Genomic DNA, 26,406 nt, shown 5'->3' with positions numbered 1-26,406 from the left:
TCCTCGAACTGGACTATTGCATCACAACAATGATATATGTGCACTGGTACACATATGTCCATTATATTTTTTCACAAATCTAGGGGATTTCTGATTAACTTAAAATTATGTACAGCAACTTGGGTATATATTTCTGTTGTTTTTGTACTACTATGTCCTAAAAGAGTTTGTATATATCTAATATCTGTTCCATTTTCTAAAAGATGAGTAGCAAAAGAATGCCTTAACATATGTGGAGTTACCTTTCTTATAATTTTAGCTTTCTCACTTGCATTTCTAATAATTTTAGTAACACTTTCTGTCGAATATTTTTTTCCTAACATTCCTTCAAACAGATATTTCTTAGGTTTCCATTGCTTATAATAGATTCTTAAATCTTTTAATACTGTTTCAGATAGTAATGAATATCGATCTTTATTATTCTTAGCATTTCTAATATAGACCAACATTCGTTTACTATCGATATCTGTTAGTTGCAAATTTAATAGCTCACTTCTACGTAATCCTGCAGAATATAATAGCCCTACAATGCAACGATGCTTCATATTGTTTGTGCAAATCATCATTGACTGAATTTCTTCTTTCGATATGACTTGGGGAAGTTTATGTTCTTTTCTAGGTCTTTCTATACTATAAAAACGATTAGGCATCTCCATCACTGCCTCATAATAAAATTTAATACTATTGATGGTTTGATTGATATAACTATTGGATTTATTTTGTTGGATAAGTAATTGCAGATATGTTCTTATTTCCTGTTCAGACAACTCTATAATAGGGCAATTTGGGTATTGATTGATAAATTTTTCAAATTGAGAAATATAGGTTTTACAAGTATTTAAGGCATACCTTTTAAGCTCTAATTTGGTAAGATATGCTTCAGGAACATACCTGTATGATTTAGTTTTGGTTCTATTACGATACCAGTTGATATCCACAGGCTCATTATCTCGTATTGGTTTTTCTTTGAAAAAAGAATTACCATTTACCCAGGCCACTCCTCTGAATTTCTCAAAAACCTGATTTAGGTTTTTTGCAGTGTTTATAATATATACCATAGCAAATTCCTTGCTCCACCTTGGGTTAGGGAGTTCTTTGATCAATGCCTGTATAACCTTATCAGGGTAGAATTGAATCCCAATCATTTTTTGATTATTAATCAACAAATGTTTTAGAGTAATATGTTTAGAAATCGATTGCACAGTTTAAAGATGAGAAGGTTGAATTAAATAAAAAAATATAAATGTATATTTATACGTTTATTAAACGTTTAATACTACACTTATGGGTAAAGTATGCTTTCATTGCGATAAGGATTTAGAAGGGAGAACAGATAAAAAGTTCTGCACATCTTATTGTAAATCATCATACCATTATCAGAAGAATAAAGAAAATGAAGATAGCCTATTTCAGAAAATAGACCGGCAATTGAAAACCAATCGAAAAATCTTAAAAGAATTCAATAAAGCAGGATTAGCAACAGTAAGAAAAGAAAAGCTTTTGGATAAAGGTTTTGATCCTAACTATTTTACTCATTATTGGAAGAACAAGGAAAACAAAGTGTATCTTTTTTGTTATGAATATGGATTTATGAACCTTAAAGAGAAATATGTTTTAATCAATTGGCAAAAATATATGGGTTGATATACAAATTCTTAAAATAATAACTACCCTTGAGATCATAAGGATAAAAAAAGGATGGCTTTTTGAGCACATCCTTTAATTCAAACTTAAAGTGTTATTAGTATAAAATACATTGTCCCCATGTGTTGCATCTACCTGGTTCACAAAAACTTCCTCCAGCATAATTAATTCGACATTTGTTACTTCCACAACACGATATACTCGCCATAGCTCCTTTAATATTTCGTTGTTGTTGTTTAGAGAGTTTTTGAACTCCGGTTAATTCCAAAATGTTTTTCATTACGTGAAAGTTTTAAAAGTTAATAATCTTAGATTTCTCTTGTTAAAAATATTAGATCATGCAGTAAAATACAACTCCATATTCTTGAAATTTATAAATTTCAACTTATAAAAAACTGTTTTTAAAAGAATAATATAGGGGAGGTTCACTATTATCCTTTAGTGATGGTACACAATATTGTTTTTAGTTATGCCCAAACGCAGTTCCCATTGGATTGACAATATCCATAATCACAAAATTCACCTCCATTAGGAAGACGGAAACAACATCTTTTTGGTCCTCCACAATATACTCTGCGACCCCAGGAACCTTTGATATCTTGTTGCTCTTGTTTAGATAGTTTTTGTACTCCAGTTAAATTTAAGATATTCTTCATCGTGTAAAATATTTAAAAAAGTTAATAATTCAATTTTGATTACAATGATAATACTGTACCAGAACAAACTGGTAATTATCAAAAAAAATGACAAACCCTAAAGTTTGTCTTTTTATATGGTTTCGAATTTTCTTAGAAAAAGATACAACGCCCCCAACGGTCACAACGACCAGGCTCACAAAAACTTTGATTTCCAAAGCTAATAAGGCATCCTCTTCCACTTGGACAGCAAGTTGCACGCCCCCAAGCTCCTTTAATATTTTGTTGTTGTTGTTTGGATAGTTTTTGAACTCCGGTTAATTCCAAAATGTTTTTCATTGTGTGAAAGTTTTAAAAGTTAATAATTCAGATTTTCCCATTAAAAATAGTAGAACATGTAGTAAAATACAACACGATATTCTTGAGATTTATAAATTTCAACTTATAAATAAGGCTATTCTTAAAAGAATAATATACAGGTTCACTATTATCTTTTAATACTTTCACACAGTACTGTTTTAGTTATGCCCACATACAACTTCCGTTAGATCTGCAATATCCATAATCACAAAAACTAGTTCCAGGAACACGACACTTTCTTGGCCCGCAACAGGTGGCACGTCCCCATGTTCCTTTAATTTGTTGTTGCTGTTCTTTACTTAATTTCTGAACTCCGGTTAATTCTAAAATACTTTTCATTGTATATATATTTAAGTTAGTATTTAAATATACCTTAAAATCGTGTGAGTCAGTTTTTTAAAACGTTAAATAACATTATTTTCATAAAAAGTGTAGTACTAAAAAAGGATAAACCAATAAGACTTATCCTTTTTTAATTATATTATTTTGTGAGACTATGCCCACATACAACTTCAGGTTGGCAATATCCATAATCGCAAAATTTTGATACAGTATTACATTGTAATATTGTATCAGAATTGGTAATTATCAAAAAAGACAAACCAGAAGGTTTGCCTTTTATATGATTTTGAATTTTCTTAGAAAAAGATACAACGTCCCCAACGGTCACAGCGACCAGGCTCACAAAAACTTTGATTTCCAAAGCTAATAAGGCATCCTCTTCCACTTGGGCAGCAAGTCGCACGTCCCCATGCTCCTTTAATATTCTGTTGTTGGTCTTTACTTAATTTCTGAACTCCTGTTACATCTAAGATTTTTTTCATCGTGTATTGTATTTAAGTTATGGTTTAAATTTAATTTAAAATATTGTAAATCAATTACATGAAAACCGCTAAAAAAGTAAGGTATTGATCTTATTTAAGGCATGTAGTCATCTCATCAGAGAATAAACTTTGACAGTAAAAAATCTTAAGATTGTTTGTTATTAGTAGTAATACACGCGAAAATCATGCTTACAATTTTGTTTCTTTTGAAGAAATTAGCCATAGACTATACTCTTATTTTTTGTAAGAAATAACTTATTAACAATCGTTAGGAATGTTAATTGGTTGAATTGTAGTTGTTTGAATACTGTTTATTGTGTAAATAGTGGATTATCAACATACTAGGTAACTATTTCATAACGTTCTACTATAGTGAGTTTAACAAAATAATTTTAGATTCGAAACCACATAATTATGCATAATAAACTAACTTATAACATAATGAAAAAGATAATACTCTTACTTCTGTTTATACCTTTTATGGGATATAGCCAGATACCATCATACTACAATGATGTAAACCTAACCTTATCAGGAACTGCATTAAAAAATGAATTAAGTGATAAGGTGACAAATACGCATACCACATTTCTTACTTATACACCTGGGGTGTGGGATGCATTAAAGCAGACTGATTTAGAACCTTCTGATCCTTCAAAGGTTGTTTTGATATATGGATATAGTGATACTGACGGAAATTCTGGTACAGACAGAACTAGAGGAGTGAACAATAATGGGGGAGGGTCTACCGACTGGAACAGGGAACATGTGTATCCAAAATCATTGGGTAACCCCAATCTGGGAACACAAGGACCAGGTGCAGATGCACACCACTTAAGACCTGCAGACGTACAGCGCAATTCATCAAGAGGAAATAGAAAATTTGCTGATGGATCGGGTAATTCTGGATCTACTTCTCAAGGACATTGGTATCCTGGTGATGAATGGAAAGGAGATGTAGCAAGAATGATGATGTATATGTATATACGTTATAATAATCGTTGTTTACCCAAAAATGTAGGAGTAGGAACGGCCGCTACTGGTGATAGCAATATGCTGCAATTATTTTTAGAATGGAATGCAGAGGACCCTGTTTCACCATTAGAATTACAACGCAACCCAATTCTTGAAAATATACAGGGTAATAGAAACCCATTTATAGATAATCCGGCATTTGCAACGCAGATTTGGGGAGGACCCCAAGCCGAAGACAGATTTGGGAATACAGGAGGGAATGATACTCAAGCACCAAGTATTCCTGCTAATCTGGGAGCAACAAATACAACTCAAACATCTACTGTATTATCATGGAACGCTTCTACAGATAATGTTGGTGTAACGGGATATGATGTATTTAGAAATGGATCATTTTTAAGTTCTGTAACGACTACTAACTATACTGCTTCAGGATTAACAGCTAATACTACCTATTCATTTTCTGTAAAAGCAAAAGATGCAGCTGGCAATGTATCTGCAGCAAGTACTGTGATTAATGTTACTACACAAAATACCTCTCCTGGCGGTAATGCTACGGCATTGTTTTTTTCTGAGTATATAGAAGGGTCTTCTAATAATAAAGCTTTAGAAATAGCAAACTATACAGGGGCATCAATTAATCTTTCTGGATATACAATCAAAAGACAAATTAATGGTTCTGGATCTTGGTCTGGAGGATTAAATCTTTCTGGAGTTTTGGTTAATAATGAGGTTTATGTCGCTGCTAATAGTTCTGCTTCGAATGCTATTAAAAATGAAGCAGATCTGGTTTCGGGAGCTTCAGAAATGACGTTTAATGGTAATGATCCTGTAGGATTATTTAAAAATGGGATTTTAATAGATGTTATAGGAACTTTTAATGGGGGATCTTCTAATTTTGCTAAGGATGCTACACTAAGAAGAAAAGCAGATGTATCATCACCATCTGTAACATATAAAACATCTGAATGGGAATCATATCCTCAAAATACCTTTGATGGCCTGGGAAAGCATACATACAATGGAGGTGGTAATACAGGCTCAGATACTGAAATTCCTACAACCCCTACCAATGTAACTGCTTCTATTATCACAGAAAATAGTACACAACTTTCCTGGACAGCTTCTACAGATAATATTGGTGTTACTGGATATACGATTTATCAGAATGGAGCAGTACTAACAACTACTACCGGAATCTCGTATAATGTATCTGGCTTGACAGCAGGAACGAATTATACATTTAAAATATCTGCATTTGATGCTGCCGGGAATATTTCTGTATCAAGTAATCCTGTTGCAGTAACCACTCAGGATACAGTGATTTCTTACTGCGTGTCAAAAGGGAATACTGTAAAATATGAATATATAGATTATGTAGGAATAGGAGGAATCTCCAATGCCACATTAGCTAATAGTGGTTATGGAGATTTTACCTCTCAGGTAGCAAATCTTGGCTATGGAGCTAATACTATTGTATTAAGTGTTGGATTCGCAAGCGCATCTTATACAGAACATTGGGGCGTGTGGATTGATTTTAATAAAAATGGAACTTTTGAAGGATCCGAAAAAGTAGTTAGTGGATCTACATCAGATACTGGTAACCTATCATATAATTTTGATGTACCATCAACAGCAACATCAGGAAATACCAGAATGCGGGTTGCTATGAAGTGGAACGGTGTGCCAACATCTTGCGAGACTTTTGGATATGGAGAAGTAGAAGATTATACTGTAAATATAGGATCAACAACGGGAGCAAAAGGAGCATCATCAATAAAGATTGATGGAAAATTAGAACAGGAAGATAAAGTGTTTTTGGCTAAAGTTTTCCCAAATCCGGCTACAACTTATATTCAAATTCGTTTGAAAGATCATCGTGATAGTAACTATAAATTGACCAATATGCAGGGTAGCATAGTAAAATCTGGAGTAGTAACCGATAACAAAATTTCTTTAGAAGGAATAACATCAGGAATTTATTTTATAACAATATCTGATGGAAATCGAAGTATTTCAGAAAAAATAATGATTAAATAATTTTTTTGCAAGTGTAATTACTGAAGCCTTACAATGTTATGTTGTAGGGCTTTTTTTATTTTCTAATGATTATACTATTTATAATTCTATTGCTTAATTGCACAGCAAATTTTGGTTCGATATATAGTTGATGCTCTTTCCCTTTTTCTATGATGAAATCGATATCCATCATATCATACCATTTACTTTTTGGAGAATACATATCATTCTCTCCAAAATAGAGTTCTATTTTCGTTTTAGGTTTATTGGTTTCATATCGTAATCTTGTTGATGAAACGGCATATAATGATAGTACATTCGGGTTTTTTATAGCAGATTTCCAACCAATGACCCCACCAATACTAAAAGCAAGTATATGTATTTTTCCTTTCTCAAGTTTAAGTAAGTTTTGTATCGCCCGATCAATTCCTCCATTAGTGAATTGTTTATGAAGATTTTTTTCTGTGTATGTTGAAGTGTCTATCTCTCCTAATTCACAACTGTCATAACACTTTAACTCAAAATGATCTTGAAGTTCTTTGGTATAATAATCAATCCAACCCGATTTTTTTCGTCCCCATAGATCAGATAAAATTATTAGTCTTGGTTTCATGAGATCTTTATTTACTGTATTTGATTCATAAGTTTTTTAGGAAAACCTGTAAATATACCATGTACTCCAAGCTCTTTCATCTCATTTAATTCTGTTTCATCATCTACAGTTTTCACAATTTCTCCTTCATACATCCAGGCCCAAAGTGTTTTGTTTCGTTTTTTTACATGCTTAACTACTCTTTTTGTTAAAACATTCACTTTACCAGCTTTTTTTGGAAGCATTAATATATCTGATGTTATAGGAAAGAGTTTATCTAAATAAAGAAAACTACTGTAGATCATTTTTTTGGCCTCTTTGGTTGGAACGCCATATCTCCATTTTGGTCGTTTCTTTTTGAAAGAGGAAATTACCTCGTCATAGCGGCTAACTATAATCACCTGATTGGCCATAGTATATTTTTTGATTAATGTGATCAGTCGGGTAACGGCCAAAAGATTATTTGTATGAAGATCTAATAATAATTTAGCTTTTGGGAATTTTTGAAATACCTCTTCTACCGTTGGAATTTGTATTGGGTTTTCACGGTATATAAATTTATTTTCAACATTAAAATTATATCCTGCATTTAATTGTTGGATTTCTGTTAAGGTAAGTTGGTGAATTTTATTATTTACTCCAGTGATTCGTTTTGTTTGATAATCATGAAATAGAACTAATTTTTCATCTTTAGTAATCTGAATATCCATTTCAATCCACCAATCAGGATTTATAGATTGACAGTGGTGTATTCCTTCAATTGTATTTTCAGGATTTTCGCCTCTTCCACAACCGTAACATACTATTTCCATATCTAATACTAATTATTTTGCACTATACTATCAAAAGGACTTTGTTTTTAAGATGTAGTTACAAAAAAGCAAATCATAAAATGAATTATATATTTTTGACTATTCATACCATAATAAAAATACCAACTATTTTGTATTAGAATGCTCTATAGGTTGATTAATGGTTAGTGTTATTAGACCAAGAGCTATGTAAATAGAACCTGTAATATTTTTTTGTCTTTTGAGGTACTTTTTAGAACTGGTAAACCATTTTGATATTTTCACAGAAAGCAAAACATATAATGTATCACTTAATATTGCAAAAACAGTAAATAAAATACCAAGAAATAATATTTGACTGGCATTACCTCCTTTGTCGATATTTATAAATTGTGGTAAAAAAGAAAAGAAAAATATCGCCGTCTTAGGGTTAAAAGTGTTCACCAAAATACCTTCATAAAAAATTTTATCTAACCGTTTATTTTTATTTGTAATTACAGGCTGTTTATTAGGTATTTTTTCTAGTAGTTTTTTAACACCCAGATAAATAAGATAGATAGCTCCTAGGTACTTTACAATCGAAAATGCTGTAGAAGATGTTAATAGTATAGAAGAAATACCTATTGCAGCGGCAGCAACATGAACCATGCTTCCAATACCTATTCCTAAAACAGAAACAATCCCAGCTTTATATCCTTGTTCAACACTTTTGGCCATAATATAGAGAACAGATGGGCCGGGTATAAGAATTAATATAGAGGCAGCTGCCAAAAAAAATATAATATTATCCAAATCAGGGAGTACCATAGTTATAAAGTTTATTGTATCTAATATGGTTTATTATTTTTGAAATACTAATCTAAAGCCAAAAACAGGAAGTTCTCCTTGCATAAAATCCAAATCATCGGATCTTCTAAATCCCATATTTTCATACATTTTCCATGCTATTTGCATAGCTTGTGTAGAGTGAATTATCATTTGACTTTGTTTTTCATCTTTTGCAATCTGTATACAAGCGTTTGTTAAGCGCTTACCTAAACCTTTACCTCTTGTAGCTGGATCGACTGCCAGTAACCTAAATCCTGAAGCATGCTTTTCTGCTGTAGCAGTGCCACCAGAGCCATAATATTTCATATCACCAAAATAAACAACACCACCACCTATTTTTCCATTTGATGAAATGGCAACCAATAATTTGGTTTTAGGATTTTCTGTTAAACTACCGATATTAGCCAACATTTTATAATAATTAGGTTGTTCTTGTTTAGAAGGGAATCCTTCTAGTTGTGAATATACATTAACCATTAATTCTCCAATTTTTGCAAACTCACCTGGAGCAGCTTCCTTTATGATATATTCTTGATGACTCATAATTAATGTAAAAAATTTATGTAAGAGTATTAAAATAACTTTAATAAATCTCAAAGCTTTTAAAAACCTGAAAACTTGTTATTACAAAAGATAAAAATATGATTATGTGAATAAAAAATTCTTCTAATTCTCTTCTTAACCAAAATTTAACTCTTCGGTTTTCCAGTAAATACATTAACTTTTGAATCTATTGGATTACCTGTTGTTCTCCTAAATGATACTATTTGCCCTGTATGGTAGAGTGCATCAGATATTGGGCCATTGATCATATGCCAAAACGGGAATTCTCCTTTATATCCTTCACTTTGTATAATGATCATGTAGTCATCCATATCATCTTTTGTTTTTTCTGCAAATAGTTCACTTCCCTTCTTTAGATTCTGTAATGTCTTTTTTCTTAAGATATCAAAATTCATTGTAGACAGATCGTCTGGAGTGAGTCTGATACTGGGTAAATTTTGCGCAGTATTAGTAATCATGATTGAAAGCCAATATATATGTTCTATCGTTTTATATGTATCAAACCCTTCGGCAGATGGCTTGTACTTTAGATCGGTATCAGTAAGACTTTCTGTAGCCCAATAATAACGATATCCAAGACCATCAATAAGTCTAGAAATTATGTTGCCTGAGGAGTAATTTTTTGGGTATTCTGGTATCTGTTGATATGGCATTTTTATAAAAATATTTATTTGTTTTTTAAACCACTTTGTTAAGTAATTTTTCAAAGATATTGTAATACAGTAGACGTTTTAGATTATAAATTAGCTAAATATGATAGTATTGTATTCATTTTACTACACATTAAGAAATGTAATTCCATATATTCTTATGCTTAGCGAGTTGCTGATAGGTGTATAGTAATACTTTATTTTTCTCTAAAGATAGTGAAGGGTCTTCATTCAGGATTTTCATTGCATAATGCCTTGCTGTTTTTAAAATATCATTATCTCTTACAATATCTGCTATTTTAAGATTAAGCACACCACTTTGCTGGGTGCCCATAATATCTCCGGGACCTCTTAATTTTAAGTCTACCTCGGCAATATCAAAACCATCGTTGGTGCGTACCATAGTTTCTAATCGGGTCTTACTATCTGCAGATAACTTAAAGCTAGTCATAAGAATGCAAAAACTTTGTTCTGCACCACGACCAACACGCCCTCGTAACTGGTGTAATTGAGATAATCCAAAACGTTCTGCGCTCTCTATAATCATTACACTGGCATTTGGTACATTAACCCCAACTTCAATTACAGTGGTAGCTACCATAATTTGGGTTTCACCCTTTACAAAGCGTTCCATCTCATAATCCTTATCTGCGGGTTTCATTTTACCATGAACAATAGAAATTTGATACTCAGGAGCGGGGAAGGAGCGAGCAATACTTTCATATCCGTCCATAAGATCTTTATAATCCATCGCTTCTGATTCCTGTATCAATGGATAAACAATATAAATTTGCCTTCCTTTTTGTATTTCTTCAGATATAAACTTAAATACTTTTAACCGATTACTATCGTATCGATGTACCGTTTTAATAGGTTTACGGCCAGGTGGGAGTTCGTCAATTACCGAAATATCCAGATCACCATATAAACTCATTGCTAATGTTCTGGGTATTGGGGTTGCTGTCATCACCAAAATATGTGGTGGATAGGTGTTTTTATGCCATAGTTTGGCTCGTTGTGCTACTCCAAATCGATGTTGCTCATCAATAATAGCTAATCCTAGATTTTTAAACTGTACTTTGTCTTCTAATACAGCATGGGTACCAATTAGGATGTGTAATGATCCATCTTCTAGTTCCTGATGGATTTCTCGTCGTTCTTTGGTTTTAGAACTACCCATTAATAATTTTACATTAACATCCAGCTCTTTGGTAAGTGCAGTAATCCCTTGGTAATGCTGATTTGCAAGAATTGCGGTTGGTGCCATTAAACAGGCTTGAAACCCATTATCGATAGCTAATAACATCGTCATTAATCCCACAATGGTTTTACCCGATCCTACATCTCCTTGCAAAAGACGGTTCATTTGAGCACTACTCCCAATATCATTTCGAATTTCTTTGATCACCCGTTTTTGTGCATTGGTAAGATCAAAAGGAAGGTGATCCTTGTAGAAATTGTTAAAATGTTCTCCAACTTCGGTAAAAGGAAACCCTTTTATCTTTTGTTTTCGAATTAATTTTTTAGTGATTAGCTGTAGTTGAATATAAAATAACTCTTCAAATTTTAGTCGATACTGTGCTTTGGATAATAGTTCCTGACTTTTAGGAAAATGAATATTAAAAACAGCTTCACTTTTTGATATAAGTTTAAGCTCTTCAAGAATTTCCTGAGACAATGTATCATAGAAACGTATTTTAGTCTCTACAAACAATTGTTGCATCATTTTACTCATTACCCGGTTAGTGATACCCTTATTAGAGAGTTTTTCGGTAGAAGGGTATATGGGTTGCATTACCGTTCTTAGGTTTTGTTGATGCTCTGTCAATAACTCCATATCGGGATGTGGCATACTAAAACCATTATAGTATTTGGTTTTTCCAAAAATGACATATGGAGTATTGATTTTTAAATTTTCGCGAATCCATTTATGTCCTCTAAACCAAACCAACTCTATAGAAGAACCCGTATCATCTACAAATTTAGCAACTAATCGCTTTCCTCTTTTTTGCTCTACAGTTTTAATATTAACAATCTTGCCTATAATTTGTACCTCTGCCGAATTACGCTGTAATTGGCTGATTTTATAGTATTGTGTTTTATCAAGATATCGATTCGGAAAAAGATTAACCAAATCCTGGTAGGTATGAATCCCTAGTTCTGATCGAAGTAATGTAGCACGAGACGGGCCAACACCTTTCAAATAATCAATGGGAGTTTGTAAAATATTAGGATTCATCGTAGCGAATATACTATATTATAGAAATATTGTCAATCAAAAATTTGTAACATAAACAGAGTAATTTCGTTATTTTGGCAGAACATTTGATTTATGTGTAGTATGAAATTTATTTTAAGCTTTTTAATACTTGTTTTTTCTTCTATTGGCAATGCTCAGGAAATAGCTTCTGTGGAGTCCCTTAATTCTAAAAAGGAACAAGCTAATGTTGATTTTCTAAAAGGTAAAGTCAATGTGACTGTAGACTCCAAATCAAGAGAAGTAAAAGGAAAGGTAGCATATACTTTTAAAATAATAAAACCCGTTCGAGCTATTACGGTAGATGCCCAACATATGATAATCAGCAACGTATCTCTAGATGATAAAGATGTAGATTTTAAATATGATGATAAAAAGGTCGTTATTAATTCTAACTTTAAAAATGCAAGCGAGCATCGAATAGTGATTCATTATGAAGCTAAACCTAAAAAAGCACTTTATTTTGTTAAAGATTATGAAGGGAATGATCAGGTTTGGACTCAAGGGCAAGGAAAATACACCTCTAACTGGCTTCCCAGTTTTGATGATATGAATGAGAAAACCGAATTTGATCTCACTATCAATTTCCAAAAAGGTTACGAAGTTATTGCTAATGGAAAACTTACTAAAACAGAATCGGTAAATGATTCTATCCAAAGTTGGCAGTATGATATGCAACGTGCAATGAGTAGCTATTTGGTTGCTTTTGCCATTGGAAAATATGATAAAGTAGTAGAAACTTCGGCAAATGGTACTCCTTTAGAAATGTATTACTATCCCAAGGACAAAAATAAATTCGAAGCTACTTATAAACACAGTAAAAGGATTTTTGAATTTTTAGAAAAAGAGATTGGGTTTTCTTTTCCTTGGCAAAACTATAAGCAGATTCCTGTTAAAGATTTTTTATATGCAGGTATGGAAAATACAGGGACAACCATTTTTTCTGATGCCTTTATGGTTGATGAAACAGCATTTATTGATCAAAACTATATTAATGTCAATGCCCATGAATTGGCACATCAATGGTTTGGAGATTTAGTAACCGAGACTGAAGGAACACATCATTGGCTCCAAGAAGGATTTGCAACGTATTATGCATTGTTAGCAGAAAAAGAAATTTTTGGCGATGATTATTTTCAATACAAATTGTATGAAAGCGCAGAACAGCTTACCGAGCTATCCAAAACAAAGAATGCAACATCATTATTGGATCCAAAAGCAAGCTCTCTAACATTTTATCAGAGAGGAGCCTGGGCTATTCATGCATTAAGAAAATTGATTGGAGATACTAGTTTTAAAATTACAATTTATAATTACCTCGAAAAACATAAGTTTCAAAATGTGACAACTAATGATTTTTTTGCGATAGCAGAAGAGGTAAGTGGTACAGATCTGAAAGCATTTAGACAATTATGGCTAGAGAATATAAAATTTCCTTCGCAAGAAGCATTAGACATACTTGCAAAATCAGATTTCATTAAAAGCTATCTAGGCTTAGCGCAAGAGCGCACTCAACCTATGGCAGGAAAATGGGGTACTTTGGCTAAGGCATTAGGCTTTCCTACAAATGATTACATTGGGCAGGAAGCGGTCTATCAATTAGAAGGAAAAAACTCCCCAGAGGTTATAGCCTTGTATGATAAAGCTTTTGAGACGAATAACATTTTTGTACGCCAGGCTATTGCCAATACATTAAATACAGTACCTAAGGATTTACAAGAACAATATGAATCTTTACTAAAAGACGCATCATACGCTACCATAGAACCAGCACTTTATCATTTGTGGACTAGTTTCCCAGAAAAAAGAAAAGAGTACTTAGATCTTACCAGAGAAATAGTAGGGTTTAATACCAAAAACATTAGAATGTTATGGCTAGTTCTAGCATTAAACACAAAGGATTATCATACTAGCGAACATCAAAAATTTTATCTGGAACTATCGGGGTATACATCATCAAAATTTGGTTTTAGTACTCGAGAGAATGCGTTTACTTATCTAGAAAGCTTACAAGCTTTTTCTGATCAATCCTTAATAGATCTTGTTGATGGAGCAACGCATCATAATTGGCGTTTTAGGAACTCTTGCAGAAAAATTCTTGATAAAATACTCAAGGACGAAAAATATAAAAAGAAATACGTAGTTTTATTGAATAGTTTACCGAAGAATCAACATGATTTTTTGGAAAAAAAATTAACCCCATAACATAGAACATGCGTGCATTAGTAATTTCTGGTGGTGGAAGTAAAGGAGCTTTTGCAGGTGGTGTTGCACAGTACTTAATTCAGGATTTGGGTAGAAAATATGACCTGTTTATAGGTACTTCTACCGGAAGTCTTTTGGTATCACATCTGGCATTATCCAAAATCGAAGAGATAAAAGCTTTTTATACCTCGGTAAATCAATCTTCAATATTTAAAAGTTGTCCATTTACTATTAAAAAGAAAAGAGGATATACAAGTATCAATATCAATCATTTTAATGTATTGTATAATTTGATTAAAGGGAAAAAATCATTTGGAGATAGTAAAAACCTTAGAAACCTGATAGAGAGTGCTATTTCTGAATCATATTTTGAAGAACTGAAATCTGGAGAAAAAGATATAATCATTACGGTAACCAATCTTTCTACTAATGAAGTAGAATATAAATCAATAAAAGAATGTACATATCAGGATTTTTTAGATTGGATATGGATATCTTGCAATTACCCACCTTTTATGAGTTTGGTTAGAAAAAACCATTGTGATTATGTTGATGGTGGTTTGGGGTCAATGGTTCCTATTGAAGAAGCGATAAAACGCGGAGCAACAGAGCTCGATGTTATTGTGTTGGAAACAGAAATTAATTATTTAAATAGAATGCCTACCAAAAACCCTTTTACTTTAATAACAAGTATGGTCGATTTTATGATGGATAGGATCGAACATCAGAATATTCGAATAGGTAAGTTTAAAGCAATAGAACATGATGTAGCAATGGATTTATATTATACTCCTACCGTACTGACTACGAACTCATTAATTTTTGATAAGGAAAAAATGACACAATGGTGGGCAAAAGGTTATAAATTTGCAAAGAAAAAGAACATTTCGAACCCATTATAATATGCGAGCACTAGTAATTTCAGGAGGAGGAAGTAAAGGAGCTTATGCCGGTGGTGTAGCGCAATACTTAATTCAAGAAGAAGGTAAGAAATATGACCTGTTTCTCGGGACTTCTACCGGAAGTCTTTTAATTTCACAATTGGCATTAGGTAATATCGAGAAAATGTATGATATCTATACTAATGTTAATCAACATACAATCTTTAATGTAAATCCTTTTGTAGTTAGAAAAAAAGGAAATAGAGAGTTTGTATCAATTAATTTTTTTTCATCTCTATGGCAATTTATTAAAAGAAAGCGAACATTCGGAGAAAGTAAAAACTTACGGCGAGCAATCCGCAGAAACTTTTCTGAAGAAGAATTTAATCAGGCACGTACAAAAGTTGATGATGTTGTAGTTACCGTTTCTAATCTCACTAAAAATAGTACAGAATATAAATCTATTAATGATTTTTCTTACGAAGATTTCTGTGATTGGATTTGGATATCCTGTAACTATGTTCCTTTTATGAGTTTGGTAACAAAAGATGGTTGTGAATATGCAGATGGAGGTTTTGGATGTATGGTACCTATTCGAGAAGCAATACGAAGAGGAGCCACAGAGGTTGATGCCATTATTTTGGAGTCAGAAAATATGGAACATAATAAAGTGCTGGGTAGAAACCCGTTTTCACTTATGGTAAACCTATTTAGCTATATGTTAGACCAGGTAGAAGGGCATGATACCGTATTAGGTAAACTAGCAGCAATTAATAAAGAAGTTCCTTTAAATCTATATTATACACCATCTAAACTTACAGAGAATTCATTGATTTTTAATAAAAAATTAATGAGTAGTTGGTGGAGACAAGGTTATGAATACGCAGCTCAAAAAGCCAAAACTGCAGAAGAAAATAAACTTAAGAATATAGATCTTGCAGGATAATTCTTTTGGGGTAGATTCTCGAATAAAATGAATCTCTAAAATAGATCAGTAATTTCTTCTTTGATAATTGCAATTGCAGTATCGCTGGGAGCACCTTTTTCTATAAGTTCTGTAAGAATTACTTCTCTCATTTTATTGGCCGAATCTACATCTTCTTTTAATGCAGTTTTTCGAATTAAAGCAATAGTTGCATTTTTGGAAGCTTTAACTGTATTCCAACATTCATCAGAAACATAAATCTGTTGAGTAAGATTATGTTCAAATTCTTGATCAATCGTATGAATCAATAAAGATTCATAATCTTTTTTATCTTCTGAAATAGGAGCAATTCTTGTTAATAGATTACCGGGAGATATTCTTTCTAAAAATAAAACTATACGTTCATATGCCTGAAGTCTAAGAGGTAAAGATTGTTTTTGATTCTCTCTATGTAAAAGAAATCTACGACGTTTTTCTTCATTACGAGTATGAAGACTGAAAAAATAGAATGAAATAACCCCTACAATCACTGCGGGAATTATATTAAAAAGAAGATCAACTATTTTGGATTCCATATGTTGTTACTTAAATACAAGTGTAGGTTACTATCTCTAGACAAATAAATCAAACTTTTTTGATTTATCTATCTAGATTTACAATAAATTTCTTTTTTCCATAAAAATTTTACTTTACAGACTAAAACAAATAAATAGAAAGAGAATTTTTTTCACTGAAAATAGGGATGTGTATGCTACAGATATACTCTATGTTTGTTCCGAGAGATAGAGTACAACAAATTTTAATACATCAATATTTTTATAGAAACATAATGCTTTTACGACTCTTTTGTTAGGTTTGTTTTTTTGTTTACATTTAAATTTTAGAAAATAGAGATTTGTTGTACTCTTTCTAATGGGAAAATAACATAAACATTAATTATTAATCTGTTCTTATGAAGGAAACTTTAAGTTTTGATGAGACCCTTATGTCATCTTTAAATACTAAGATTACCGTTTCAAAATGGGATGAAACCAAGGAAGCATATGATCAAAAACAATATAAAGATGTTATTTTAAATTTGTTTGATTATTTGGATCTTGATATTAGAAAAAAATATGGCAATACAGATGAAACCTATTTTAAGATACCTCATGGCTCTATAATTGTAGAAATTAATATTACAAATACACATTTTAATGTTAAAGCCCCTTTTCTAAAGGTAGGAGAGAATCAAAAAATACCACTATATAGAAAAATTGCTGAGGTCAATTTTTCACCTCTTAATTTGTCACAAATAAAGTTAGACGATGGTCAGCTTAATTTTTTGTATAGCACCCCACTACATCTTTGTGAGCCTTTAAAAATATATTATGTTTTAAAAGAGATATGCCATAATGCAGATAACTTTGATGATGAGTTTATTAGTTTGTTTGATGTAGAACAATTACACGACCCACATATAGAGAATTATAGTCAGGAGATTTTGGATACGATTTGGGAAAAATTCAATTCTTATTTAAAAGAAGCAGATCAATATATAGAACACTTTGACCAAACAAGGGTAGGGTACTTTAATTGGGATATTATTAATATTACATTAAAGCGTATAGATTATCTCATGGCTCCTCATGGTAAGCTGAGAACAGATATTGAAAATCAAGTAAATGATTTGTATTCACAGGGTGATATGCAAGATCGAATTCAAAGAGGGAAAAGATTTTTGGATACGTTGAAAAATAAAAGTAAGGAAGAACTTTTGGCAGATTTCTATATCTCAGAATCATTTGTGCCAACTAAGATGCGAAGTGAATTAGAACATATAAAACAAAGCTGGGAGCGGCCTTATGAAAATGCAAAAAAAGAAATTCAAAACAAACAATATACAGCAGCAACATTAACACTGCTTGTTGCTTTTTATGATTTCTACTACTATAATAACATTCCCGAAGATATAAATTTAAAAATGGTGAACTCACTTAAAAATGCAGCAGGTAAGGAGTGGGAGGCATCTGCATTATCACTGTTTAATGGGATGGAAAGTATCTTAAATAATAAAGCAGTACAAACTTCGACTCCTAAAAAAGGATTCTTTTCTAAGTTATTTGGTTAGATTATAAATGAAAAAAAATTATGAGCAATTTAGATTCTTTAAAAGAAGCAACATTTAAAATACTTACCTCAAGAGGAACGGGGAGTGGTTTTTATATAAAAAGTAAAGATATTATTCTTACTAATCATCATGTTATTAGTGGTTGCAAAGAAGTCGCTGTCGAAGATGATCATAATAACAGAATGCTGGCAAAAGTTATTATGACAAATCCAGATATCGATATTGCAATACTTAAAGTAGAAGAAGAGTTGAATATTGATCATGGTTTTTCTGTAGATAACTCTTTAGAATTAACAAGGCAAGAAAAAGTATTTGCTCTTGGATATCCATTCGGAATGCCGTTTACCATAACCGAAGGTATCGTTTCAAATCCAGAGCAGCACATGAATGGGAAATATTTTGTGCAAACAGATGCTGCAATAAACCCAGGAAATAGTGGAGGCCCATTAGTGACACAGGATGGAAGATTAGCAGGCATAAATTCTTCAAAATTCAATAATGCAGATAATATGGGATTTGCAATTCCTGTTTCTGAAATTGAGCAAGCTATCGAAAGTATTGAAAGTAATCCCGAACATAAGTTTTCTCTACAGTGCTCATCTTGTTCAGGACTCACGTATGTCGCACAAGATTACTGTAATAATTGTGGAGCAACATTATCCAAAGATGTATTTGATGAATTAGAACTCAATGAATTTTCAAATTTTATTGAAGATTCTTTGAAACAATTGGATATTAATCCTGTTTTAACAAGAACAGGCCAGGAGTTTTGGGAATTTCATCAAGGGAGTTCTCAAATTAGGATTTTTGTAATGAATAGAGAGTATCTCTATTTAACATCTCCTTTAAATAATTTACCTAAGCAAAATCTCGAAAAGTTATATGAATATTTGATTTCAAGTGATCAAGGACAATTTTCATTAGGGGTATATAAGAATACTATTTTTATATCTTACAGAATTAGTATCACAGATATATTTCAGGATGAGGCTACAAAAAATGATATCAAACTAAAAATAAAGGAACTAGCTTTAAAAGCAGATGACCTTGATGATTTCTTTGTTGAGGAATATGGCTGTACTATGAGTACATATTCCAAAAAAGTAAGTTGATCTGATATTTTTTGGTTTGGATTAACTTAGATATAAAAGAATTTTATTTTTGGTTAGAACCACCGAGATATGTGCATTCTTTTAAATCTTGAGTACAAGTATATTCAACAGCAGTCTTACTATATTTAAAAGACTCTCTTAATGTCTTGGTTAGTTCTCCATCATCCACATTAAGATCTATATCCTGCATTGTAAACTGACAAGGGTGTTCATATCCGGCAGCATGAGTGATTTCTGTAAACTCTTTTCTAAACGTTTTAAAATACTGTGCCAAACGATCTGATTTTAATGGAATGTTAATTCCTTTCTGTAACCACTTACTTTGGGTTGCGACTCCGCTAGGGCATCGATTAGTATGACAAATTTGTGCCTGGATACAACCAATACTCATCATGGCTTCACGGGCAACATTTATGCAATCTACACCCATGGCAAATGCCATCGCAGCTTTTGCAGGAAAACCTAGTTTTCCACTACCTATAAAAACTACCCGATCTGTAAGGTTATGTTTCTGAAAAATCTTATAAATAGCTGCAAATCCATATATCCATGGAAGTGATACATGATCTGCAAAACTTGGTGGAGCAGCCCCGGTACCACCTTCACCACCATCTATGGTAATGAAATCTGGGCCTCTATTGGTTTTTACCATCAGTTCTGCCAGAAGTTCCCATTGCTCTGTTTTACCAATTGCAGCTTTGATCCCTACAGGAAGTCCTGTCTCTTTGGCGATATCCTCAATAAATTGTAGCAGTTCTGGGACATCAGAAAAAGCTTTATGTGCAGAAGGAGATAATACATCCTTACCAACTTCTACACCTCTTATTTTTGCAATTTCGGAAGTGATCTTGGCACCAGGCAATACACCTCCTTTTCCAGGTTTTGCTCCTTGTGATAATTTGATCTCAATAGCTCTGATAAAAGGATTCCTGGTTACAAGGTCTTTCATTTTTTTCATCGAAAAACTACCGTTCTCATCGCGTACTCCAAAATACCCTGTTCCAAAATGAAAAATGACATCACCTCCATTACTATGATAAGGAGAAAGCCCTCCTTCTCCTGTATTATGATAGGCATTTCCTTTTTGCACACCTATATTTAGAGACTCTATAGCACGTGCAGAAAGAGATCCAAAACTCATTGCAGAAACATTAATAACAGATCCAGGTCGATAAGGTTTTTCTCGTTGGTTGTATACCCCCATAACCTTTGCGCAAGGAAGAAAAGATTTATCTTCTCTATTAGGATGATCCTTATCCATCTTATAAGGGATCATACAGTTTTTTACAAAAATATGCTGGTGCAAATAAATATCCCTATCTGTACCAAAACCTTCATAATTATTTTCATTTTTGGAAGAAGCATAAACCCAACCTCTCTCAATTCTATTAAATGGAAGTTCCTCTCGATTATTAGCTACAAAATACTGTCTTATCTCTGGACCAATACTTTCTAATAAATACCTAAGATGACCTATAATAGGGAAATTATGACTTACCGTATGTCTTTTATTAAAATATATATCACGAGTTGCAACTAATACTAGAGCAAAAATGATCCATATCCACCAGGATATCGAACCTAAAAAATTAAGTACACTTTCCATTTTATTTTATCTATTGTGCATTAAGATAATCAATAGTTAATTGTGACATTACCTTAACTCCTAATACTAATCCGTTTTCATCTATGAAGAAATCGGGTGTATGATGAGAAGCTGCTTGATTGTTTCCAGGCGTTTTTCCTCCTAAAAAGAAATAAAACCCAGGGACTACTTCTTGAAAATATGAAAAATCTTCTCCTCCTGTGGTTGCCTTTGATAGAATAACATTTTCTTTACCGGCAATGCCTTCAATTGTGGGCAACATCTTTTTTACAAGATCAGGATCATTATAAGTTATAGAAGTATTATTTTGAAATCTAATAATAGCTTCACCGCCATATGCTTTAGCAATAGCAGGTACCATTTCATTCATACGACGAATGATAAGAGCTCTCATTTTTGGATCCAAAGTTCGCACTGTACCGATCATTTCGGCACTTTCTGGAATGATATTAAACCGTACACCACTTGTAATTTTGCCTACTGTGATTACTGCAGCCTCATTTACGAGAGGAGATTCTCTACTTATAATAGTTTGTAAACCGTCAATAATCTTAGCCGAAATAAGGATAGGATCTACTCCTGTCCATGGAGCCGAACCATGTGTTTGTTTTCCTTTAACAGTAATAACAAATCGTTCTACTGCTGCCATTGTTCCTCCTGGCTTGTAACGAATTTTCCCAACTTCGGTTCCCGAATTAATGTGCAGGCCAAAGATTGCATCTACATCAGGATTTTTTAAAACCCCTTCTTTGATCATCAATTTAGCGCCACCTTCTTCTCCCGGTGGAGGTCCTTCTTCTGCAGGTTGAAATATAAATTTAACCGTACCATTTATTTTATCTTTATGTTTTGAAAGGATCTCTGCTACTCCCATTAATATAGAGATATGGGTATCATGACCACAAGCATGACTAACACCAACTTCGGTGCCTAGAAATGTAGTTTTTACAACAGATTTAAAAGGTATGTCTACTCGTTCGGTTACCGGCAATGCGTCAATATCTGCTCTAAGTGCTACAGTTTTACCTTCTTTTTTCCCCTTAAGAAGGGCTACTACACCTGTTTTAGCAACATTCTCGGTAACTTCTAAACCAAGGTCTTTGAGGTGTTTTGCAATTTTCTTAGCAGTCTCAAATTCTTGATTGGAAAGCTCAGGGTTTTGATGGAAATCTCGCCTCCATTCAATTACTTTGGATTCTATTTTTTCTGCAGAAGTATTAATGTCGGGGTCAATTTGTTGTGCCTGTATTGAACAAAAGACCATTAAGAAAATAAATAGAAAAGATGATGGTTGTGTTTTCATGCGCTTGTTTTAATGTTTAAAGAGGACAGACCAAAGATAATCTAAGATGATCAAAATAATCATGTTGTGATATGCACAATGAGAGAATTATAATCATATTAGTTTCATTAAGTTTAAAAATTAATAAGTCTATAGTTTTCGTTTTGTAATTGTACCAATGCGGTCATTGCAGATAATGCAATCTGTATCTCGGGAAGTGTATCTTCTTTAGAAATATCTCGATGTGCGGCGGTCTGCCCACACAAAATAAAATGCACACCTTTTTTTGCTAAAGCCGAAAGAAGTGGAGCATTAGGGTTGTCAATATTGTATTTGGCTTTGTAATTTGCATTGTTTAGAATATCATTTGCTGCCGAACCATGAATGACTAATGCTACTTTTAACTTTTCTACTGGTATACCAGCATCAGCATGCATATTAAGATATCTAGCAGCAGTATTAAAAAGAGGATTTACTTTTGAACTATCTTTAAACGTTCTTCCTACATCAAATACAGCTTTTAAATCATGCTGTGTTTTAGTCTTAAAATCTGGGTCACTAACTGTATAGGTTTTACCATATTCAGTTATTATTTTACCTTTTTTAGATTTTTGTTGAGAAAAAATAAAAAAAGGAAGTAAAATAAAAATATAGAATGCTATTCTGTTTTTCAAGCTGTAATATTTGGCTTCTAAAGATATTCAAAAATCTATTAATTGAAAGTTAAAATGTTATTTTGATTTTTATCTACAAAAAAAAGCATACCTCCTAAACTAAAGAAGATATGCTTTTGATATTTTTATTTACTAGCTTATTGTCTTACAAACTTGCCAAGAGGTTTGTTATTGATTAAGATGATATATAACCCATGTGAAAGTTCTGATATATCCATCTCAGGGGTTGGTGTAGCATCAATTAATACTTGCCCCTGTATGTTAACAATTCTTACAGAATAATCATTTATAGTTATACCATCTATATGTAATATTTCATCGTCATTAACCGGGTTAGGGTAGTAGGTAAACGTTTTGTTCTCTTGACCCAAATTAAGTAATGATTGATCAACCTCGAATGTTTTAGAAATTATACTACAACCCGCTTCATTAAATACCTTTATACTATATTCTCCTACTTCTGTAGGTAAATGTTCTGCCTGGATAGCATCATCAATAGATTCGTTTTTATAATACCATTGATAAGAAGAAAATTGAGACGGCACAAATAGCATATGATTTTGGTTTACAGCTATTTCTGGTACTTCTGGGTTCTCTGATACAATTGCTTTTACGGCTGTTCTTGTTGTTGTTGTTGTTGTTGTTGTTGTTGTGCAATTACCAATAGCTCCCTCTACATAATAGGTTTGAGTAGCATCGAGTGCTGGGGTTTCATACGATAATCCAGATGCAATACTCGTGCCTCCGGTTGAGGTAGTATACCATTTGTATTCGCTATTTCCTGATACGGTTATAGTTACAGATTCTCCTGCACAAACATTTTGATTTGTAACAACAGGGAGATTAGGAAGGTTTATAGATACAAAATCTGATTTTTCTTTAGTATTATTCCCAGAATCATTGGTTGTTGTTAGTGATATGGTATAAGCTCCACTAGTTGCATACGTATGTGTTGGATTTTGTTCTGTAGAAGTTTGACCGTCTCCAAAATTCCATAAATAAGAACTTATTCTATTGGTAGAAGTACTTTGAAACTCTACTACCGAACAGTTTGTAGTTGCTTTAAAATCTGATAATGGAGGTTGTTTATCATCTCCTGGTATATAATTGCCTGATATAGAATAATTACCTAAAGATGAGTAATCAGAATATCCATTGGTTAATGTTCCTTCACCTACACCATCAATCTCAATATAATAAATTCCTTCTGTAAGGTTTTGATTGATCGATGCGGTAAGTCCGTTTGGATCAGAAAGTGTTACTTCTTGGCCAAGTTCATTTAGAATTCTTATCTGGATGTTTAGATTAGGATAATCGGGATCTGGATTAAAAGATAGAGATACATTTCCGGTTTCTACGGCAAAAGAGAAAACATCTTTATCATCTCTGGTACTTATTAATCCAAAGTTTTGATCGGCACTTACCACTCCAGAAGGAGCTACTTTAATTGCAGTAGCCTCATTAATTGCATTGCCATGGTCATCATTTTGAAAACCAACACCATTTCTATTACCAGAAATAATTGCAATATCATCTTGTGTATTTGTTGCATCAGGATATTCTCCACTACTCCAATGTCCTAATGTTTTATTGGCACTCCATCCCATAATTGGACTCCATTCCCCGTGTCCTGAGTAGTATGTCGTACCTGGTTTTCCATCATGTGATAGTCCCAAAGTGTGACCAACTTCATGAGACCCTGTTTCACCAGCAGATCTGGTTCCTAAATTATATACCCAGCAAGGATTATTGCTATTCGACGAAAACGAATTTAAATAAGCAACCCCTCCAGAATCTGGGGCAGCATCTTTTGTTGTCGTAAAAATGCACATCATTCTACGATTTTTAGGAGCTGCATCAAAAAGATCTCTTCGGGTAGTAACGTTTAGATTAAATGGGCGAAAATCTTCGGCCATGATTTTCCATACTTTGATTATTTTTTCGTCAGAGAAATTAGGAGACTGTGCATTAATTGTAGCTCCACCAAGCCAACTCGTATTAGAAACCGATTCTCCATCAAAATCAAGATAAATAATACCCGGTGCTCCCGGAAGACTTTCTAATTGCGGTGCTGCTTTTGAAAATATAGTTCCGGCATCTTCATCTTTTGTATTTGCTTTTTCAAAATCTACACAAAGAATTGTATTAATATCTGTTTCTTTTACAAATACCTGACCATTGGATTCAGAATATAAAGTATATGCTTTTTTTATATCATGAAGTATGATATTTCCTTTTAAAGAGTTATTTGTCTTGACAAAAGAGAATGAAGATAATTGGTGATCATTAACAGTTCCTATTAAGGTAAGGTCTTGATCAGTTTGATTTTGTACATTAAGCGTAAAAGAAAAGGCCTGGTTATTAGCAATTTTGATTGCTGAAGGCTTACTTTTTTTGGGGCTAATCAGATCATTTATAAAATTTTGTTGATTATCTGATATCAGATATGATTTATCAGATTGACCGTAAGTATTATATCCTCCTATTATCATAATAATAAGAAGAAAATACTGTACTGATTTTCTTTTCATGTTGAGTTTGATTATTAAGTAATTATTTCGACTGCAATTTTTACTACAACTAAATATTCTTAGTTTTAGTATAAAAAATCTAATATAGATTAAAATATTAATATCGTAGACTATATAGTGCCCCCTTCTATTTAGGAAAAACAAAAACAGTATATACATATTTCTATATTCAAAATACGTATATACCATTTTCGGAATCTAAATTTAGAACACTAAAAAATTAACTATATGTCTAGATTTAGAAATAGTAGCGTCTATACATAATACATAATTATGAAATGCTTATGATTCTTTCTAGCGGAATGATTGTAGATTGTTTTAAAATAACCTCTTTATCGGTTATTCCCCATATGGTAGTTTCCACTCTTTTCAAACCTTTATCGTCTACAAAAACGATTCTTACTTTATGATGTTCTAGATTTCCTAAAGAGAGTGCTCTTTGTAATTCTAAAAATCGATCAATTTGATCTTTTCTTTTGTTTAAAACATCTTCTTTAGGGAACTTTAAAAATTTAATCTGCTCTTTTTGTACCATTTGTACATTCATGTTTGGGGCCATAAGTGCTGAGTTTGGTTGAATTTTTATTTTAATAAAAACTAGTGTTTACTTTTCGTTTCTGCTAAATATAGCACATTTTATCCTAAAAAAATGCATTTAATCTATGTTTTTTATTAAAAAGATATGAACTTGTAAGAATTCATGTTGTTGATAACCCTTGTTTAAAAAGCATTAATTTTATTTAGAGTTTACTAGTAACGGATAATACATATAACATTATATATCGCTGCTAGCCATACGACATCTAGTAAATTTTATTTATTATTTACCGATTGATTGTTAGTGATTTATAGGGTAATTGATCAATGTTAAAAAAATATTGGTGTTTGCTAAAAGTTATTGACTATGATTTGTTTACAAAAAACATAAAGTACGTTTTCAT

General features: G+C 32.5%; 25 protein-coding genes. 7 read left to right on the top strand and 18 right to left on the bottom strand.

Annotated elements, in window-relative coordinates:
- Positions 1-71 precede the first annotated feature (71 nt).
- Positions 72-1,145, bottom strand: coding sequence for a tyrosine-type recombinase/integrase (locus Z054_RS0108315; protein WP_024769614.1), 1,074 nt, complete (start codon positions 1,143-1,145; stop codon positions 72-74).
- 139 nt (positions 1,146-1,284) lie between these two features.
- Between Z054_RS0108315 and Z054_RS0108310 the strand changes: the two genes are divergently transcribed.
- The gene (locus Z054_RS0108310; protein ID WP_024769613.1) at positions 1,285-1,644 is read left to right on the top strand and encodes a hypothetical protein; all 360 of its coding nucleotides are present in this window, start codon (positions 1,285-1,287) and stop codon (positions 1,642-1,644) included.
- A 97-nt stretch (positions 1,645-1,741) separates the two neighbouring features.
- On the opposite strand, the gene Z054_RS31320 is transcribed toward Z054_RS0108310, so the two are convergent.
- From Z054_RS31320 to Z054_RS0108290, 5 genes are all read right to left on the bottom strand, one after another.
- On the bottom strand, positions 1,742-1,924 hold the full coding sequence (locus Z054_RS31320) for a hypothetical protein (RefSeq protein ID WP_152538503.1): 183 nt from the start codon (positions 1,922-1,924) through the stop codon (positions 1,742-1,744).
- Positions 1,925-2,111: 187 nt separating this feature from the next.
- The gene (locus Z054_RS0108305; protein WP_024769612.1) at positions 2,112-2,300 is read right to left on the bottom strand and encodes a hypothetical protein; all 189 of its coding nucleotides are present in this window, start codon (positions 2,298-2,300) and stop codon (positions 2,112-2,114) included.
- 132 nt (positions 2,301-2,432) lie between these two features.
- Entirely contained in the window at positions 2,433-2,618 is a 186-nt protein-coding gene (locus tag Z054_RS0108300; protein ID WP_024769611.1) for a hypothetical protein, read from the bottom strand.
- Positions 2,619-2,801: 183 nt separating this feature from the next.
- Positions 2,802-2,978 (bottom strand): hypothetical protein, encoded by a 177-nt coding sequence (locus tag Z054_RS31635; RefSeq protein WP_159025767.1) that lies wholly within the window; start codon positions 2,976-2,978, stop codon positions 2,802-2,804.
- A gap of 299 nt (positions 2,979-3,277) precedes the next feature.
- The gene (locus tag Z054_RS0108290) at positions 3,278-3,463 is read right to left on the bottom strand and encodes a hypothetical protein (protein WP_024769610.1); all 186 of its coding nucleotides are present in this window, start codon (positions 3,461-3,463) and stop codon (positions 3,278-3,280) included.
- A gap of 441 nt (positions 3,464-3,904) precedes the next feature.
- Between Z054_RS0108290 and Z054_RS30025 the strand changes: the two genes are divergently transcribed.
- The gene (locus tag Z054_RS30025) at positions 3,905-6,478 is read left to right on the top strand and encodes an endonuclease (RefSeq protein WP_241461400.1); all 2,574 of its coding nucleotides are present in this window, start codon (positions 3,905-3,907) and stop codon (positions 6,476-6,478) included.
- A gap of 55 nt (positions 6,479-6,533) precedes the next feature.
- Here the strand turns inward: Z054_RS30025 and Z054_RS0108280 are convergent, their stop codons facing one another.
- From Z054_RS0108280 to recG, 6 genes are all read right to left on the bottom strand, one after another.
- Complete coding sequence (locus tag Z054_RS0108280; RefSeq protein WP_024769608.1) at positions 6,534-7,070, bottom strand: hypothetical protein; 537 nt, start codon at positions 7,068-7,070, stop codon at positions 6,534-6,536.
- An 11-nt stretch (positions 7,071-7,081) separates the two neighbouring features.
- Positions 7,082-7,861 carry a glycerophosphodiester phosphodiesterase family protein gene (locus tag Z054_RS0108275; protein WP_024769607.1) on the bottom strand — a complete coding sequence of 260 codons (780 nt, stop codon included), beginning with the start codon at positions 7,859-7,861 and terminating at the stop codon, positions 7,082-7,084.
- A gap of 126 nt (positions 7,862-7,987) precedes the next feature.
- Complete coding sequence (locus tag Z054_RS0108270) at positions 7,988-8,647, bottom strand: LysE family translocator (protein ID WP_035091108.1); 660 nt, start codon at positions 8,645-8,647, stop codon at positions 7,988-7,990.
- Positions 8,648-8,680: 33 nt separating this feature from the next.
- Positions 8,681-9,211 (bottom strand): GNAT family N-acetyltransferase, encoded by a 531-nt coding sequence (locus tag Z054_RS0108265; protein WP_024769605.1) that lies wholly within the window; start codon positions 9,209-9,211, stop codon positions 8,681-8,683.
- Positions 9,212-9,357: 146 nt separating this feature from the next.
- On the bottom strand, positions 9,358-9,885 hold the full coding sequence (locus Z054_RS0108260) for a hypothetical protein (RefSeq protein WP_024769604.1): 528 nt from the start codon (positions 9,883-9,885) through the stop codon (positions 9,358-9,360).
- 130 nt (positions 9,886-10,015) lie between these two features.
- Positions 10,016-12,121: an ATP-dependent DNA helicase RecG gene (gene recG / locus Z054_RS0108255; protein WP_024769603.1), complete on the bottom strand. Its 2,106-nt coding sequence runs from the start codon at positions 12,119-12,121 to the stop codon at positions 10,016-10,018.
- Between the two features lie 102 nt (positions 12,122-12,223).
- Between recG and Z054_RS0108250 the strand changes: the two genes are divergently transcribed.
- The 3 genes from Z054_RS0108250 to Z054_RS0108240 are packed head-to-tail and all read left to right on the top strand — an operon-like array spanning position 12,224 to position 16,171.
- Positions 12,224-14,344 (top strand): M1 family metallopeptidase, encoded by a 2,121-nt coding sequence (locus tag Z054_RS0108250; RefSeq protein ID WP_024769602.1) that lies wholly within the window; start codon positions 12,224-12,226, stop codon positions 14,342-14,344.
- Positions 14,345-14,352: 8 nt separating this feature from the next.
- Positions 14,353-15,246, top strand: a complete 894-nt coding sequence (locus Z054_RS0108245; protein WP_024769601.1) for a patatin-like phospholipase family protein — start codon at positions 14,353-14,355, stop codon at positions 15,244-15,246.
- A 1-nt stretch (position 15,247) separates the two neighbouring features.
- Positions 15,248-16,171 carry a patatin-like phospholipase family protein gene (locus tag Z054_RS0108240; RefSeq protein ID WP_024769600.1) on the top strand — a complete coding sequence of 308 codons (924 nt, stop codon included), beginning with the start codon at positions 15,248-15,250 and terminating at the stop codon, positions 16,169-16,171.
- Between the two features lie 35 nt (positions 16,172-16,206).
- Here Z054_RS0108240 and Z054_RS0108235 read toward each other — a convergent pair whose 3' ends face one another.
- Positions 16,207-16,725: a DUF7935 family protein gene (locus Z054_RS0108235; protein WP_024769599.1), complete on the bottom strand. Its 519-nt coding sequence runs from the start codon at positions 16,723-16,725 to the stop codon at positions 16,207-16,209.
- Between the two features lie 377 nt (positions 16,726-17,102).
- Between Z054_RS0108235 and Z054_RS0108230 the strand changes: the two genes are divergently transcribed.
- Both Z054_RS0108230 and Z054_RS0108225 read left to right on the top strand, forming a co-directional pair.
- Positions 17,103-18,260, top strand: coding sequence for a type III secretion system chaperone family protein (locus tag Z054_RS0108230; protein ID WP_152538502.1), 1,158 nt, complete (start codon positions 17,103-17,105; stop codon positions 18,258-18,260).
- A gap of 20 nt (positions 18,261-18,280) precedes the next feature.
- Positions 18,281-19,372: a trypsin-like peptidase domain-containing protein gene (locus Z054_RS0108225; protein WP_024769597.1), complete on the top strand. Its 1,092-nt coding sequence runs from the start codon at positions 18,281-18,283 to the stop codon at positions 19,370-19,372.
- A 43-nt stretch (positions 19,373-19,415) separates the two neighbouring features.
- On the opposite strand, the gene Z054_RS0108220 is transcribed toward Z054_RS0108225, so the two are convergent.
- The 5 genes from Z054_RS0108220 to Z054_RS0108200 form a co-directional block, all read right to left on the bottom strand.
- Complete coding sequence (locus Z054_RS0108220) at positions 19,416-20,978, bottom strand: FMN-binding glutamate synthase family protein (protein ID WP_024769596.1); 1,563 nt, start codon at positions 20,976-20,978, stop codon at positions 19,416-19,418.
- A gap of 10 nt (positions 20,979-20,988) precedes the next feature.
- Positions 20,989-22,242 carry an amidohydrolase gene (locus tag Z054_RS0108215; RefSeq protein WP_394331056.1) on the bottom strand — a complete coding sequence of 418 codons (1,254 nt, stop codon included), beginning with the start codon at positions 22,240-22,242 and terminating at the stop codon, positions 20,989-20,991.
- A 152-nt stretch (positions 22,243-22,394) separates the two neighbouring features.
- A complete protein-coding gene (locus Z054_RS0108210) occupies positions 22,395-22,934 on the bottom strand; it encodes a DsrE family protein (RefSeq protein WP_024769594.1) in 540 nt (179 codons plus the stop codon).
- A 137-nt stretch (positions 22,935-23,071) separates the two neighbouring features.
- Positions 23,072-25,465 carry a PKD domain-containing protein gene (locus Z054_RS0108205; RefSeq protein WP_024769593.1) on the bottom strand — a complete coding sequence of 798 codons (2,394 nt, stop codon included), beginning with the start codon at positions 25,463-25,465 and terminating at the stop codon, positions 23,072-23,074.
- Between the two features lie 271 nt (positions 25,466-25,736).
- Positions 25,737-26,024, bottom strand: a complete 288-nt coding sequence (locus Z054_RS0108200) for a hypothetical protein (RefSeq protein WP_051473707.1) — start codon at positions 26,022-26,024, stop codon at positions 25,737-25,739.
- Positions 26,025-26,406: the final 382 nt, after the last annotated feature.

The organism is Aquimarina macrocephali JAMB N27 (assembly GCF_000520995.1).
Lineage (GTDB): Bacteria > Bacteroidota > Bacteroidia > Flavobacteriales > Flavobacteriaceae > Aquimarina > Aquimarina macrocephali.
Note: the sequence above shows the minus strand (reverse complement) of the source record. Positions and strands in the feature narration are given on the sequence as shown.

What these genes read in the sequence shown, in the direction of transcription:
- Z054_RS0108315 (WP_024769614.1), bottom strand. Translation starts at nt 1,145, where the DNA reads ATGATTGGGATTCAATTCTACCCTGATAAGGTTATACAGGCATTGATC.
- Z054_RS0108310 (WP_024769613.1), top strand. Translation starts at nt 1,285, where the DNA reads ATGGGTAAAGTATGCTTTCATTGCGATAAGGATTTAGAAGGGAGAACA.
- Z054_RS31320 (WP_152538503.1), bottom strand. Translation starts at nt 1,924, where the DNA reads ATGAAAAACATTTTGGAATTAACCGGAGTTCAAAAACTCTCTAAACAA.
- Z054_RS0108305 (WP_024769612.1), bottom strand. Translation starts at nt 2,300, where the DNA reads ATGAAGAATATCTTAAATTTAACTGGAGTACAAAAACTATCTAAACAA.
- Z054_RS0108300 (WP_024769611.1), bottom strand. Translation starts at nt 2,618, where the DNA reads ATGAAAAACATTTTGGAATTAACCGGAGTTCAAAAACTATCCAAACAA.
- Z054_RS31635 (WP_159025767.1), bottom strand. Translation starts at nt 2,978, where the DNA reads ATGAAAAGTATTTTAGAATTAACCGGAGTTCAGAAATTAAGTAAAGAA.
- Z054_RS0108290 (WP_024769610.1), bottom strand. Translation starts at nt 3,463, where the DNA reads ATGAAAAAAATCTTAGATGTAACAGGAGTTCAGAAATTAAGTAAAGAC.
- Z054_RS30025 (WP_241461400.1), top strand. Translation starts at nt 3,905, where the DNA reads ATGAAAAAGATAATACTCTTACTTCTGTTTATACCTTTTATGGGATAT.
- Z054_RS0108280 (WP_024769608.1), bottom strand. Translation starts at nt 7,070, where the DNA reads ATGAAACCAAGACTAATAATTTTATCTGATCTATGGGGACGAAAAAAA.
- Z054_RS0108275 (WP_024769607.1), bottom strand. Translation starts at nt 7,861, where the DNA reads ATGGAAATAGTATGTTACGGTTGTGGAAGAGGCGAAAATCCTGAAAAT.
- Z054_RS0108270 (WP_035091108.1), bottom strand. Translation starts at nt 8,647, where the DNA reads ATGGTACTCCCTGATTTGGATAATATTATATTTTTTTTGGCAGCTGCC.
- Z054_RS0108265 (WP_024769605.1), bottom strand. Translation starts at nt 9,211, where the DNA reads ATGAGTCATCAAGAATATATCATAAAGGAAGCTGCTCCAGGTGAGTTT.
- Z054_RS0108260 (WP_024769604.1), bottom strand. Translation starts at nt 9,885, where the DNA reads ATGCCATATCAACAGATACCAGAATACCCAAAAAATTACTCCTCAGGC.
- recG (WP_024769603.1), bottom strand. Translation starts at nt 12,121, where the DNA reads ATGAATCCTAATATTTTACAAACTCCCATTGATTATTTGAAAGGTGTT.
- Z054_RS0108250 (WP_024769602.1), top strand. Translation starts at nt 12,224, where the DNA reads ATGAAATTTATTTTAAGCTTTTTAATACTTGTTTTTTCTTCTATTGGC.
- Z054_RS0108245 (WP_024769601.1), top strand. Translation starts at nt 14,353, where the DNA reads ATGCGTGCATTAGTAATTTCTGGTGGTGGAAGTAAAGGAGCTTTTGCA.
- Z054_RS0108240 (WP_024769600.1), top strand. Translation starts at nt 15,248, where the DNA reads ATGCGAGCACTAGTAATTTCAGGAGGAGGAAGTAAAGGAGCTTATGCC.
- Z054_RS0108235 (WP_024769599.1), bottom strand. Translation starts at nt 16,725, where the DNA reads ATGGAATCCAAAATAGTTGATCTTCTTTTTAATATAATTCCCGCAGTG.
- Z054_RS0108230 (WP_152538502.1), top strand. Translation starts at nt 17,103, where the DNA reads ATGAAGGAAACTTTAAGTTTTGATGAGACCCTTATGTCATCTTTAAAT.
- Z054_RS0108225 (WP_024769597.1), top strand. Translation starts at nt 18,281, where the DNA reads ATGAGCAATTTAGATTCTTTAAAAGAAGCAACATTTAAAATACTTACC.
- Z054_RS0108220 (WP_024769596.1), bottom strand. Translation starts at nt 20,978, where the DNA reads ATGGAAAGTGTACTTAATTTTTTAGGTTCGATATCCTGGTGGATATGG.
- Z054_RS0108215 (WP_394331056.1), bottom strand. Translation starts at nt 22,242, where the DNA reads ATGGTCTTTTGTTCAATACAGGCACAACAAATTGACCCCGACATTAAT.
- Z054_RS0108205 (WP_024769593.1), bottom strand. Translation starts at nt 25,465, where the DNA reads ATGAAAAGAAAATCAGTACAGTATTTTCTTCTTATTATTATGATAATA.
- Z054_RS0108200 (WP_051473707.1), bottom strand. Translation starts at nt 26,024, where the DNA reads ATGGCCCCAAACATGAATGTACAAATGGTACAAAAAGAGCAGATTAAA.